Origin of the sequence: Cellulomonas sp. 73-92 (assembly GCF_001898175.1) — a bacterium.
GTDB lineage: Bacteria > Actinomycetota > Actinomycetes > Actinomycetales > Cellulomonadaceae > Cellulomonas.
Genome location: NZ_MKTH01000024.1, coordinates 1 through 12,911, shown reverse-complemented (window position 1 = coordinate 12,911; position 12,911 = coordinate 1). Strand labels below are relative to the sequence as shown.

General features: G+C 71.0%; 14 protein-coding genes. 6 read left to right on the top strand and 8 right to left on the bottom strand.

Annotated elements, in window-relative coordinates; all coding sequences use genetic code 11:
- The first annotated feature begins 107 nt into the window (after window positions 1–107).
- The 4 genes from fdxA to BGO37_RS15300 are packed head-to-tail and all read left to right on the top strand — an operon-like array spanning window position 108 to window position 3,032.
- Entirely contained in the window at window positions 108–449 is a 342-nt protein-coding gene (gene fdxA / locus BGO37_RS15315; RefSeq protein ID WP_367188119.1) for a ferredoxin, read from the top strand.
- Window positions 446–1,363, top strand: a complete 918-nt coding sequence (gene modA / locus BGO37_RS15310) for a molybdate ABC transporter substrate-binding protein (RefSeq protein WP_291756273.1) — start codon at window positions 446–448, stop codon at window positions 1,361–1,363. Before fdxA ends, modA begins: the two co-directional genes overlap by 4 nt.
- A gap of 14 nt (window positions 1,364–1,377) precedes the next feature.
- Window positions 1,378–2,355: an ABC transporter permease gene (locus BGO37_RS15305; protein WP_291756271.1), complete on the top strand. Its 978-nt coding sequence runs from the start codon at window positions 1,378–1,380 to the stop codon at window positions 2,353–2,355.
- Entirely contained in the window at window positions 2,352–3,032 is a 681-nt protein-coding gene (locus tag BGO37_RS15300; protein WP_291756270.1) for an ABC transporter ATP-binding protein, read from the top strand. The genes BGO37_RS15305 and BGO37_RS15300 overlap by 4 nt, the downstream gene beginning before the upstream one ends.
- 21 nt (window positions 3,033–3,053) lie before the next feature.
- Here BGO37_RS15300 and BGO37_RS15295 read toward each other — a convergent pair whose 3' ends face one another.
- Window positions 3,054–3,410, bottom strand: coding sequence for a hypothetical protein (locus BGO37_RS15295; protein WP_291756269.1), 357 nt, complete (start codon window positions 3,408–3,410; stop codon window positions 3,054–3,056).
- A 210-nt stretch (window positions 3,411–3,620) separates the two neighbouring features.
- On the opposite strand from BGO37_RS15295, the gene BGO37_RS15290 reads away from it, so the two are divergent.
- Both BGO37_RS15290 and BGO37_RS15285 read left to right on the top strand, forming a co-directional pair.
- On the top strand, window positions 3,621–5,165 hold the full coding sequence (locus BGO37_RS15290; RefSeq protein ID WP_291756267.1) for an MFS transporter: 1,545 nt from the start codon (window positions 3,621–3,623) through the stop codon (window positions 5,163–5,165).
- Window positions 5,149–5,751: a TetR family transcriptional regulator gene (locus BGO37_RS15285; protein ID WP_291756266.1), complete on the top strand. Its 603-nt coding sequence runs from the start codon at window positions 5,149–5,151 to the stop codon at window positions 5,749–5,751. Before BGO37_RS15290 ends, BGO37_RS15285 begins: the two co-directional genes overlap by 17 nt.
- 27 nt (window positions 5,752–5,778) lie before the next feature.
- On the opposite strand, the gene BGO37_RS15280 is transcribed toward BGO37_RS15285, so the two are convergent.
- The 7 genes from BGO37_RS15280 to BGO37_RS15250 all read right to left on the bottom strand — a co-directional run.
- Window positions 5,779–6,645 carry an SGNH/GDSL hydrolase family protein gene (locus tag BGO37_RS15280; RefSeq protein WP_291756265.1) on the bottom strand — a complete coding sequence of 289 codons (867 nt, stop codon included), beginning with the start codon at window positions 6,643–6,645 and terminating at the stop codon, window positions 5,779–5,781.
- A gap of 114 nt (window positions 6,646–6,759) precedes the next feature.
- A complete protein-coding gene (locus tag BGO37_RS15275) occupies window positions 6,760–8,016 on the bottom strand; it encodes a hypothetical protein (protein WP_291756264.1) in 1,257 nt (418 codons plus the stop codon).
- A 75-nt stretch (window positions 8,017–8,091) separates the two neighbouring features.
- Window positions 8,092–9,573 carry a class I SAM-dependent DNA methyltransferase gene (locus tag BGO37_RS15270; RefSeq protein ID WP_291756262.1) on the bottom strand — a complete coding sequence of 494 codons (1,482 nt, stop codon included), beginning with the start codon at window positions 9,571–9,573 and terminating at the stop codon, window positions 8,092–8,094.
- Between the two features lie 242 nt (window positions 9,574–9,815).
- Complete coding sequence (locus tag BGO37_RS15265; RefSeq protein WP_291756261.1) at window positions 9,816–10,235, bottom strand: PIN domain-containing protein; 420 nt, start codon at window positions 10,233–10,235, stop codon at window positions 9,816–9,818.
- A 3-nt stretch (window positions 10,236–10,238) separates the two neighbouring features.
- Window positions 10,239–11,099 (bottom strand): hypothetical protein, encoded by an 861-nt coding sequence (locus BGO37_RS15260; RefSeq protein WP_291756260.1) that lies wholly within the window; start codon window positions 11,097–11,099, stop codon window positions 10,239–10,241.
- Between the two features lie 94 nt (window positions 11,100–11,193).
- Window positions 11,194–12,222: a restriction endonuclease gene (locus BGO37_RS15255; RefSeq protein ID WP_291756259.1), complete on the bottom strand. Its 1,029-nt coding sequence runs from the start codon at window positions 12,220–12,222 to the stop codon at window positions 11,194–11,196.
- A partial coding sequence (locus BGO37_RS15250) for a restriction endonuclease subunit S (protein WP_291756257.1) occupies window positions 12,219–12,911 on the bottom strand: 693 nt, incomplete at its 5' end. The genes BGO37_RS15255 and BGO37_RS15250, both read right to left, overlap by 4 nt.

Here is a 12,911-nt window from a genome sequence, read left to right as displayed (position 1 = left end):
GCGCCCGGTGTGCCGCGGGGCGGCCGCCGCGCTGTACGCTGCGAGCGCGAATTACTACGGCCTGAACCGTGAAAATCACGTGGCCGTGGGGCGTGAGGAGGCCGGTTGTGTACGTGATCGCGGAGCCGTGCATCGACGTCATGGATCGCGCGTGCGTCGACGAGTGTCCGGTGGACTGCATCTACGAGGGTGGGCGATCGTTGTACATCCACCCGTACGAGTGCGTCGACTGCGGGGCCTGCGAGGCGGTCTGCCCGGTGCTCGCCATCTACTACGAGGACGACCTACCGGAGGACTTCAAGGTCTACCAGGAGGACAACACGCGCTTCTTCACCGAACCGCTGCCCGGCCGTGACGAGCCGCTCGGCTCGCCCGGCGGCGCGCACAAGCTCGGTGCCATCGGCGTCGACACCCCGCTGGTCGCCGGCTTCCCGGTCCGGCGGCGGTGACGCACGACGAACCGTCGGGTGCCCGCCGCGGGGCTCGCACTGCGCGGCGGGCGTTCGCGCGAGAGGAGCTCCGGCGCACCCGCGCCGACGCCGGCCGCCCGCGCGACCCGATGGCCGGGGTGCTCCGCTCCGCCGCGGTCGCCGTCGCGGTCGTGCTGGCCCTGGCCGCGTGCGCGTCGACCCCCGCCGCGCGGCCCACGGCCTCGTCGGGCACGCTCGATCCCGTGACCACCACCCCCGCGCTGACCGGCAGGCTGACGGTGTTCGCCGCGGCGTCGCTGCAGGGGACGTTCACGCAGCTCGGCGACCAGATGATGGCGGCGCACCCGGGCCTGACGGTGACGTTCAGCTTCGGCTCGTCGGGCACGCTCACCCAGCAGCTGCTGGCCGGCGCCCCCGCGGACGTCTACGCCTCCGCGAGCACCACGACCATGGCCGACGCCGCCTCCGTCGTCGGCACCCCGACGGTGTTCACGCACAACTCGCTGGTCATCGTCGTGCCGAAGGGCAACCCGGCGGGCGTGACGGGCCTGGCCGACTTCGCCAGGCCCGCGCTGAAGATCGCGCTGTGCGACCCGTCGGCACCGTGCGGCGCGGCCGCGAAGCAGGTGTTTGCGAAGGCAGGCATCACGCCGGCCCTGGACACGCTGGGCCAGGACGTCAAGGCCACGCTGGCGCTGGTCACCGCGGGCGAGGTCGACGCGGCGCTGGTCTACAAGACCGACGCGATCGCCGCGGGCCCCGCGGTGCAGGCGATTGCCGTCCCGCAGGCGGACGCCGTCGTCAACGACTACCCGATCGCCCTGGTCAAGGGCACGACGAACCCGGCCGCCGCCCAGGCGTTCGTCGACGAGGTGCTCTCGCCCGCCGGCCGGCACGTGCTGGCCGCCGCCGGGTTCGATCCGGCAGGCTGAGCCGCGGAGGTGCGATGACCCGGCCCGGCCTCGGCGCACGCGCGACGGACGAGCACGCTCAGGGCGCTGGGGAGCGCGTCGCCTCCGGAACCGTGCCGGCAGGTCACGACGGAGTCGAACGGCCCGATCGGCGAGGCGCCCTCGGCCGCCGCGCCGGCACGGGCGGCTCGACCCGGCGGCGCGGCGGTGCTCGTCGGCGTGGCGGCGCACCGCTCGTCCTGCTGGTCCCCGCCCTGCTGGGTCTGGCGTTCCTCGTCGCGCCGTTCGTCGCGCTCCTGGTCCGGGCGCCGTGGGGCAGCCTCGGCGCGCTCGTCACCTCGCCGACCGTCCGCCAGGCGCTGTGGTTGTCCCTGCGCACCGCCACTGCGGCGACGGTCGTCTGCCTGCTGCTCGGCGTACCGCTGGCGTGGCTGCTGGCCCGCACGACCTTCCGGGGGCAGGGGCTCGTTCGCGCCGTCATCACCATGCCCCTGGTCATGCCGCCGGTCGTCGGCGGCGTCGCGCTGCTGAGCCTGCTCGGCCGGCGCGGCCTGCTCGGCGCGCACCTCGACGCGTGGTTCGGCCTGACGATCCCGTTCACCACGGGTGCCGTCGTCATCGCCGAGGCGTTCGTCGCCCTGCCGTTCGTCGTGCTCTCGGTCGACGGCTCGCTGCGCGGCGCCGACCAGCGCTACGAGCAGGCGGCCGCGGTGCTCGGCGCCTCGGGTTGGTACACGTTCCGGCGGGTGACGCTGCCGCTCGTCGGGCCCTCGGTGGCCGCCGGGGCGGTGCTGTGCTTCGCCCGCGCCCTGGGGGAGTTCGGCGCGACCATCACGTTCGCCGGCAACTTCCCGGGCACCACGCAGACCATGCCGCTGGCGATCTACCTGGCGATGGAGCGCGACCCGGACGTCGCGCTCGCCCTGTCGCTGGTGCTCATGGCGGTGGCGCTCGCGGTGCTCGTCGGGCTGCGCTCCCGCTGGCTGTCCGCCCTGGTCGGGGCGGGCGAATGAGGCTCGACGCGCACGTCGTCGTGCGCCGCCCGGCCTTCACGCTCGACCTGCCGCTGGCCGTCGAGCCGGGGGAGGTGGTCGCGCTCGTCGGCCCCAACGGCGCGGGCAAGACGACGTTCCTGCACGCCGTCGCCGGGCTCGTCGACCTCGACGACGGTCACGTGACGCTCGGGGGGAGGACCTTGGACGACGTGGCCGCCGGCGTGCACGTCCCCGCCGAGGAGCGGCGGTGCGGGCTCGTCTTCCAGCAGCACCTGCTGTTCCCGCACCTCTCGGCGGCCGAGAACGTCGCCTTCGGGCTGCGCGCCCGACGGGTGGCGCACGACGAGGCCCGGCGGGTGTCGCTGGAGTGGCTGGCGCGCTTCGGCGTGGCCGCGCACGCCGACCACCCGGCGGCCAAGCTGTCCGGCGGCCAGGCCCAGCGGGTCGCTCTGGCCCGCACGCTCGCCGTGGAGCCGGACGTGCTGCTGCTCGACGAGCCGTTCGCCGCGCTCGACGAGGACACGAAGCCCCTCGTTCACGCCCTGCTGCGTGACCATGTGGCGCGAACCCGCCGGCCGGTGGTGCTGGTCACCCACGACCCCGCGGACGCACGGGCCCTGGCCGACCGGATCGTGCCCGTCGCGTCCGGTCGGCGGTCCGTCCCACCGGTCAGCGGCTCGGCAGCGACGAGCTGACCGGTGGCGGTGGGCCGAGGCTCAGCGTCCGGAGTCCCTGCCCGGGCTGTCCTCCGGGACCTCCCGGCTCTCCGGGAGCGGGTTGCCCTCGGCGTCGGTCCCGGAGTGGGGCCCCGGGCTGTCCATCGGGACGCCGCGGTCCTCCGGGAGGGGGACGCCGCCGAGGGTGCCCGACTCGGGCCCGGGGCTGTCGAAGGGCACCTCCTCCAGCAGCTCCTCGTCCGGCGTGCCCAGCGGCCCCGTGCCCGAGTACGGGCCGGGGCTGTCCTCCGGCACCGAGCCGGACCAGTCCTGACGCTGCTCGGCAGCCTGCTCGGCGGCGGTGCGACGCCGTAGCTCCTCGTCCTGCGGGGTCATCGGCTCGTCGTTGGTGCTCACGGAGCGCCTCCCTGTCATCGGTCGTGCCCGGAACCCTCGGTGTCCTTCGATTGGACTCGCCATACGGGCTGCCCGCAACTGCGGCGGGCGACCCGCCGCGACCGTGCCTCGCGATCGCTCGAGCCCGAGCCCCACGCGCGTCCCCGTTGCGTCTCGGCGAAATGGTGGTTACCTTCAGATGAAGGTAACCACCGAACGAAGGAGACCGTCATGAACGGGGTGCGCAAGTGGTGGGCGCTGGTCGGGGTGAGCCTCGCCGTGGTGGCCGTCGGGCTGGACAGCACGGTGCTCAACGTGGCGTTGCCGACGCTGGCCGCGGCGCTGCGGGCCTCGGAGCAGGACCTGCAGTGGTTCTCCTCGGGCTACTTCCTGGTGCTCGCCGCGGCGATGCTGCCCGCGGGGCTGCTCGGTGACCGGTACGGGCGCAAGAAGGTGCTGCAGATGGGGCTCGTCCTGTTCGGGATCGGATCGGCCGTCTCCGCCTACTCGACGTCGCCCGCCGAGTTCATGGCCGCCCGCGTGCTGCTCGGCCTGGGCGGGGCGGGGATCGTCGTCATGGCGATCTCCTCGCTGACCGTCCTGTTCAGCGCCGAGGAGCGGCCGCGGGCGGTGGGCATCTGGGCCGCGGCCAACTTCGTCTCCATGCCGCTGGGGCCGATCCTGGGCGGCTGGATGCTGACCCGGTACTGGTGGGGCGCGGTGTTCCTCATGAACGTGCCGGTGGTCGTGGTCGGGCTCGTCGCGACCGCGCTGCTGGTGCCCGAGTCCCGCGCCGCCACACGTCCCGACGTCGACCCGGTCGGCGTGCTCACCTCGGCCGCCGGGCTGGTGGCCGTCACGTACGGCCTGATCAGGGCCGGTCAGGACGGGTGGGGCTCGCTCGCGGCCCTCGGGTGGATCGTGGTCGGCGTCGCGGTGCTGGCCCTGTTCCTCGCCTGGGAGCGGCGGCTGACGCTGCGCCCGGGCGGGCAGCCGGTGCTCGACCTGACGCTGTTCCGGTCGGCCTCGTTCACCTGGGGCGCGATCCTCGCCGCGGTGGCGGTCCTCGCGATGATCGGCGTCCTGTTCACCATGCCGCAGTACTTCCAGGCGGTGCACGGCACGGACGCCATGGGCTCCGGCCTGCGGCTGCTGCCGCTCATCGCCGGCCTGATGCTCGGCGCCCTGCCGGCCGATCGGCTGGCACGGCGGGTCGGGGCGAAGCTCGCCGCGGCGGCGGGGTTCGCCGTGCTGGCGATCGGGCTGGCCCTGGGGTCCCGGACGACGGTCGGCGCCACGAACCTGGAGGTGGCCGTCTGGATGGCGGTGGTCGGCGCCGGCATGGGCCTGGCCATGGCCACCGCGTCCTCGGCGGCCCTCGTCGAGCTGTCCGAGGAGCGCAGCGGGGTCGGCTCGGCGGTGGTGCAGGCGGTCAACAAGGTCGGGGGACCGTTCGGCACCGCGATCCTCGGCAGCGTCCTGACCGCCGGCTACCTCGGCCGCCTGCACCTGGGGGCGCTGCCGGCACCGGCCGCGGCCGCGGTCCGCCGGAGCGTCTTCGGCGGCGTCGCCGTCGCGCAGCAGACCGGCTCCCGCGCGCTCCTCGCGTCCGTCCGCGCGGCCTTCGTGCACGGCATGGACGCGGCGCTCGTGGTCTCGGCGGCGATCGCCGTCGCGGGTATGGTCCTTACCCTGGTGTTCCTGCCGCGCACGGGTGCCGCGGCGCCGGTTGCCGCCGTGCGCGACGAGGAAGGCGACGTTGTCAGAAGCGAGTGATCCGCAGACCACCGGGCTGCGCGAGCGCAAGAAGGCGCGCACGCGGCAGCTGATCCAGGAGCACGGCCTGCGCCTCTTCCGGGAGCAGGGCTACGAGGCCACCACGGTGCAGCAGATCATCGATGCCGCCGAGGTCTCCGAGAGCACCTTCTTCCGGTACTTCCCCACCAAGGCGGAGGTCGTCCTCGTCGACGACTTCGACCCCATCCTCGTCAGCTCGTTCCTCGCACAGCCCCCCGGGCTCACCGCGATCCAGGCGCTGCGCGCGAGCTTCCGCGACACGTTCGGCGCTCTCTCGGACGACGAGACCGCCGCGATGAAGGAACGCAACGAGCTCGTCGTGACCGTGCCCGAGCTGCGGGCCGCGATGCTGGACCAGCTCTCCTCGACGATGCAGGTCCTCGGCGAGGCAGTCGCGCAGCGGACCGGACGCCCGCCGAACGATCCGGCCGTGCGCACCCTGGTGGGAGCCGTGGTGGGGGTGGCGGTGGCCGTCGAGCTCGTGCTCTTCGACGACCCGACCGCGGACCTGGTCGCGCTCCTCGACGAGGCGATGGGTCAGCTGGAGGCGGGCCTCCGGCTCTGAGCGCCGGCCCGGGCGTTCCCGCCGGGGTCAGCGACCCTGCAGCGTGGCGCGGACGGCGGAGACGACCGCCTGCGCGATCGTCGCGTGACCGCGGGCGTTTGGGTGGTCGCCGTCGGGCGCCAGGAAGCGGGTCTCGTCGTTCGTGTAGCCGGGACCCTTGAAGGCGGCCCGGACGTCGATGTAGATCGCGCCCGTGTCGGCGGCGACCTGGCGGATCGCCGCGTTCACCTGGCCGGTCACGGCCGCGGCGGCATCCACGTACGCCTGCCCCTGCGCCGCGGCGTACGTCCCGCCCAGCCACACGCTCCAGTAGTCGAGCAGCACGACGAGCGCGCCTCGGGCCGCGGTGAGCGTGCGGACCTCGGCCACGATGGCCCGCACGTTTTGCTCCACGATCGGCACGGTCGGCTCGTAGCAGCTGACCGTCGTCCCGCACGCCGCGCTGTAGGCGACGTCGTTGGCGCCGATCTCGATCTCGACGATGTCGGCGGCAGCCACGTCCGCCTGGACCTCGCGGTCCGTGGTGGCGGAGTCGAGGACGTCGGCGCTCGTCGCGCCGTTGACCGCGTCGTCGGCCGTCGGCACCTCGCCGCTCCCGGGGGCGGCGAGCAGCGCGGCGCTGAGCTGCGGGAACGGTGTGCACCCGCAGGCGGCGCCCGCCGGGACGGAGTCGCCGAGGGCCACGACCGACCACGGGCCGGTGTGGGCGGCGCTCGGTGACGCCGTGGGTGTCGGGCTCGGGATCACGCTGCTGGTGGGAGCCGCGCTCGCGCTCGCGGTGGTGCCCGACGTGGCGATCGACGTTCCCGCGGCGTCGGACGCGAAGCTGGGCGCGCAGCCGGCCAGCGCGAGACCGGCCGCAGAGATGGCGATGACGACCCGCGATCGCCTCACCCGCCGAACCATGCGGGGATGGTAGGTCGCCCCGCTGGGAGCCTCGTGACCGAAGGAGGCGCGCGCAACCAGTGGGATTGCCAACACCTGGGAGTCTGCGCCCCAGCGAGACGACTAGGGCTGAACCCCAGGCTCACGATCATCTTGGTGCGGCTTCAATCGCTTGAGCATCCCTGAGAGGCTCCCGCCCACCGCGTCGGCGGCTCCCGCGACCGCACCACCGAATTCCTTGACCGCGGTCAGCGCCCTCGGCTCGTCGGGAATCCCATCCCCGTCGATATCCACGCTCCTGAAGGGACGCGTCATCGCGTCGGCACTGCTGTTGAACCCGGCCGCAACCGTGCTGGCCGCGTCGCCGACCCAATGCTCAGTTGCCTCAGCGGCGTGCTCGAGGACGGCGAGAGCTCGATTCGGTTCGGCGCCTGCGTGTTCATCGACCTCAGTCACGCCGTTGGCTTGCAGGGCCAGGTGTGCGGGGAACGCGTCGGGTGCGTCACCGAACGCGATCCTGGCCGCGTCGACGACCTCGCGACCGAAGACGAACCGCGCAACGCCACCTGCTACCGCCCCGACCCCGTACTCGATCGCAGCCTGCTGCTTTCCGCTCAGGGCCGTGCGCACCGTGTCGAGCTGACCGGTCTGGATGCCCCGGACCAGTTGTTGCGCGCCGCTGGCGGGGAGCGCGTCTGCGAGGGTGTTGGCCCAGTGGGACCAGTCGGTGCGGCCGGCGGCGATCCTGTGGCCGACATCGACGACCCCGTCGGGCGAGGAGCTGGCCAAGTCTGCGGCCATCGCCGTGATCTGCTGCTGGCTGACTCGTTCGTTCGACAGGCCGTACACCAGTGCCTGAGCCTGGTCTCGATCGAGTTCCATCCCGTGGATATCGGCGATCGCCAGGGCGAAGACCGCAGTGATCTCGAACTGCAGCTGCTCGTCACCGGCCGGCAAGAGCGCTGCGACTCTTGTGGCGCCCGTCCTTGCGGCGCCCAGCGCCGCTCCCTTGGCGGCCTCCTTGGCGGCCTTCTTGACCGCGACCTTCGCCGCCTGCTTCCCGGCCTTCTTGGCAGCCTGCTGACCCGCACTCTTGGCGCCTGCGGCCGCTGCCCCGACGCCAGGGATCATGGCGATGCCGATGTCCGCTGCGATCGCGCCGGCCGTGATGACCGCCCCTGCGGTGGTGATCGAGGTTGCGTAGTGCCTCTCTAGCATCTGGATCACCTCGGCCGGTGTCGCGTCCGGGTGCCGACGCCGGAGCCTCATGACGTACTTGCGTGCGATCGAGTGGCGAGCGCTGACCGCCTTCGCAATGTCGCGCGCGGCGTCACCGTCGGAGAGTTCCGCTTCCAGCGTGACGACTTCGGCGTCGGTCATGCGTGCCCCCTGTGGCTGTGGGTTTGGTCGGACGATCGGCAGTGCACCGCTTCGTCTTGATCGCCTGGTCCCATCTCAGTCGTCGCCGCGAGTGCCCTCGAGGGCGGCGGCGACGGCCTCGAACTCGGCGAGGGCGGCGGAGAGGTCCTCGACGATCTCGCGGGCGATGACCTCAGGCGCCGGCAGGTTGTCGAGGTCCTCCAGGGACTCGTCGCGCAGCCAGGTGATGTCGAGGTTCGCCTTGTCGCGGGCGACGAGCTCGTCGTACGTGAAGGCGTGGAACCGTTCGGTCTCCGCCCGCTCGGAGCGCGGGCGTCCGGGTGCGGAGCAGGCGACGAAGTCGTCCAGCGCCGCCCTGGTCAACGGGTTCTGCTTGAGCGTGAAGTGCTGGTTGGTCCGCAGGTCGTACACCCACAGCCGCGAGGTCCAGGGGTGCTCGGCGGCGGGCTTCTTGTCGAAGAACAGCACATTCGCCTTGACGCCCTGGGCGTAGAAGATGCCGGTCGGCAGCCGCAGCATGGTGTGCAGGTCGAAGTCGCGCAGCAGGCGGCGGCGCAAGGTCTCGCCGGCGCCGCCCTCGAACAGCACGTTGTCGGGCAGCACCACGGCGGCGCGGCCGTTGATGTCGAGGATCGTCATGATGTGCTGCAGGAAGTTCAGCTGCTTGTTGCTGGTGGTGACGACGAAGTCCTGCCGCTCGATCTCCAGGTCCTCGCGCGCCTCACGCCCGTCGGCGCCGACCATCGTCAGGGACGACTTGCGCCCGAACGGCGGGTTGGACAGCACCACCGACCAGCGCCGGCCCGGGTCGGCGATGAGGGAGTCCTTGACCTCGATCAGCGACGGTCCGTTGGCCTGCCCGATGCCGTGCAGCAGCAGGTTCATCGCGGCCAGGCGCGCGGTGCCGTCCACCAGCTCGACGCCGTGCACGAACCCGTCGCGCAGGTGCGCGCGCTGGGTGGGGTCCAGGTGCTCGGCGTCCGACGAGGCGTACTCGTGCGCCGCCAGCAGGAACCCGCCGGTGCCGGCGGCCGGGTCGGTGACCGTGTCGGCGACCGTGGGGCGCACGCAGTCGACCATCGCCCGGATCAGCGGCCGCGGCGTGAAGTACTGACCGGCCCCGGACTTCACGTCCTCCGCGCCCTTGGACAGCAGCGACTCGTAGGCGTCGCCCTTGATGTCGACGTCGGCGGCCGACCACTGCTCGGCGTCGATGAGGTCGTGGATGAGCCGCTTGAGCTTGGCCGGGTCCTGGATGCGGTTCTGCGCCTTGCGGAAGATCGTCCCCAGCGTGCCGGGCTGGTTGGCCAGGCCGACGAGGATCTTCGTGTACTCGACCTCGAGCTGGGTGCCGTCGGCGTCGAGCAGCCGCTGCCAGGACAGGTCGTCCGGGACGATCTTCTCGGGCTTGAGCTGCCGACGAGCCCGCTCGTCGGCCATCTTAAGAAACAGCAGGTAGGTCAGCTGCTCGGTGTACTCCAGCGTCCCGACCCCGTCGTCGCGCAGCACGTTGCAGTACGACCACAGCTTGTCCACCAGGCGACGAGCGTCAGCCACGTTGCGTTCCTCCCGACGTCCCGGACCACCGCGCCATCCTCCCGCAACCTCGACCGAGCCGACGGCGCACAGTCCCGGGTGAGGCTTGCGAAACTCTGGCGTACGCAAGGCGTGCGTCTCTACGATGGGTGTGCCCGTTGCGCTGAGCTTCGGGAAGTGGACCCGAGACCCGTCCGGAATGGTCGTGGCGCTCGGGTCTTGCGTTGTCGTGAAACTCTCAACGTCATTCGAGGCGCGCAACCTCAATTGACGAGCCGGAGCTTGGGCGCGCCGTCGTAGATGGCGTCCCCGGCGAGCAGCGGGGCACCGATGGCGATGGCAGTTGCCGCGATCCAGCGGTCCCCGGTGTGGACCTTGCCCCACAGTGCGTGGCCTGCGGCTCTGCAGTCCGCCGTGAGAGCGGCGTATGCGACGACGACCGCCTCGTCGACTGGCACAGTGGGCGTCCGATCGAGTTGTCCGCGGATTGACGTCTCCCTCTCCGGGCCCAATTGGGTTTGTCGCAGCCCTGACAACACCTCGGCACGGCTCTGTGTGGCGATCACGACTGGCCGGCCCCTCAGCAAGTCACGCCATTCGATCGCGCGAGGATCCGGACGCTTGTGTGCGTAGAGTGCACTCCAGACGTCCGTGTCGAGAATCACCCAGCTTCCAGCCGCCATGCGCTACGCGCCGTTCATTGCGGAAATGAAGGCGGCCCATTCGTCGTCCGTGAACTCGACGCCGCCGTCAGGGTCAGGACCGCTGATCGGCGCCTCACGCCAGGAGTCGTCTCGTACGTGTTGCGTCCACGGCACTGGGACGTCCGCCGGACTGATGGACGAGACAACGAGTGCCGAAATGCGGCCACGCGAATCTCGACGTGGCTGACCGACGGCATCGGCCCGGCGGTCCAGCAGCTCCCGCGCGACATCTGAGTTGTCTACGCCCTCGAGCGGGATTCGGTTTCCAACGTCATCGACGAGTCGGAACTTGTGAGAATCCAGGTCAACCATCTTCACGACGCCGCTGAGGGTGAGGTCGCTCTCGTCGACGGTCGTGTCGGGGGCGATCCAGACCCGCTTGTCGCGCTCGCCGGGGCGAAAGGAGATGCGCGCGCCATCCGCGGTACGTCTCAGCTCGGCCTCAGGCGCCGCATGGCCGAGGGCTTCGAGTAGCCCGACGGCACTCTGGCGCACCAGCGGTGGCGTGTCTTGGCGGGGGGCGTCGGCCGCGATTGCCTCCCACGTCTCCCACAGGAGAGCGTCGAACTCCTCCTCAAGCGGGACGTCGAACAGCGGCTGGGATGCCCGCCCGCGTTCGATGACGAGGCCGGTGCTACCCGCGCGGATCGTCGTCAGCCGGAGGGCAACCGCATCTTCGACGTCGCCCGTGCTGCGACCGACACGTTCGATCCCGGCGACCCAGCGCCCGAGACGCGTCGCCAGATCCTGCAGCTGGGTGCTGATGTTGGCGAGGTCGCGAAGGCCGATCTCGCCGGGCGGCACGTCCATGCCACGAAGCCGCAACTCAAACTGTCCGCTCATGACGCCCACCCCCTCTCCGCACTGAGTAACGCCTAGCACCTCGGCGATTGTGCCGCACTCGCCCGACATGGAGTGGGCGATGTCGCGATCACCCTCACGCGTCTGCGGTGTCGTCGACGACGAGCACGGACGTCAGGGGAATCACCGCGCGAACCCACTCGGGCAGGGCCGAGTAGTGACTCAGGACCAGGTCCACGACGTCCTCGCCGCCGAGCAGCCGCAACCCGCTGCGCTGGCGCTCGATGGCCCGGGCGTCGGGGCTGTAGGAGCCGAGCGTCACGAAGAGCGACAGCTCGCCGACGCCCTGCGTCCCCACGAGTTGCTGCACCGCCGGCGCTCCGACGGTGCCCATCTGGTGCTTGCACTGGACCTTGATGAGTGGCGGTTCGAGTCCAAGCGGATCGTGGTGAGCGATGACGTCGACCCCGCCGTCCTGCGAGTACGCGGTCACACGCGCCTGGTAGCCGAGGGCGCGCAGCAAGTCCGCCGTGAAGATCTCGAAATCACGATGCGACATGCCGCCGAGCAGCGAATCGAGGACAAAGTCGCGCGTGTGCTGCGCGATGCGGCTGGCACGCGGTTCGTCCGGCGAGTCGTCGACCTTGGTCTCGACGACGGCCTCGACCGCCCGCGTGACCTGCTCCGTCGTCGCGTACGGCTCGGCTTGAAGGGCCGCAAGGAACTCATCCCCGTGCTGACGCACGGCGAACACCGTGAGGAACGCACCGATCTCGTAGCGCGCCGCCTGCGAGAAGGTGTTTCGGGGAATGCCGACCCGCTTCCACTCGATCCGCCGCCGGTGACGGTGGATCGTCGCGTCAGCGTCGTAGTAGTACTCGCTGGCGACGAGCCCGATATTGACGGTGCTATCCGGTTTGTAGGGTGCGATGACGACGTCGCCGACCTGCATCTCGTCGCGGAACCGCGTGAGGACGCCCGCCCAGCCGGCGATGGCCTGGGGCTTCCTGTCCGGGTAGACCTTCGCCAACGTGGACTTGAACGCTTCCCAGGTCCTCGGCAGCTGCCTGAGGTCGCCGAGTTCGTCCCACCCGATGCTGACAAAGCCCTCGTTGACGAGTTGCGTCGTGAGGGTGTCGTTGTGGATTCCCCACATGGCGGTCATGCGGGCATCAACTCCTCTGCAATGTCGAGGTCGGAAGAACGGCCGGTCAACCGGCCTGAGAACGCAGCAGCCAGCAGCGCGTGGCGAAGGGAAGACGAGCGGCGCTCGGCGGCCGACGAAGCGTCACCGAGGTCGGCACTCATGTTGCGGATCGTGTCGAGGCGCGACATTAGCCCGTCCTGCGTCCAGCGCGGGGCGACCGGAACCGCGAGTCGTTCGAACTTCGATTTGTTGAGTATCGGCAGAGTTGTGCTCGACGCGTTCTCCGTGATCTGTCGCTGGAACGCCGGTGATGCAAACAGGGCGGCGAGATAGTCGGGCCTCGCGCTCGTCGAGTTGGCAACAACAGCGTTGATCTGCTGGTTCGTTGCGGACGGGCGGTCAATCCAACCGGTCTTGCCGATGCTCGCCCCGATGCACACCGTCAGGACAGCTCCGGAGGGAAGCACTCGGGCGGACTTTTGGCCAACACCGCTAAGGGTGCGCTGCCAATCTCGGATCTGCGTGCCGTGATGCACGTCGCCTGGGGTGATGAACGGCAGGTCGCCATCGAAGGCGTCGCCGAGGCGTGTCGGTGGTGTGTTGCCAGTGATCACGTTGCCAATCTCGCTGAGCCCGGATCCGCTGATGAGGTCGCGGTCATGGGCGGGTCGTGAGACGCGAATGCCCTTCTGACCTGGGACGATAGG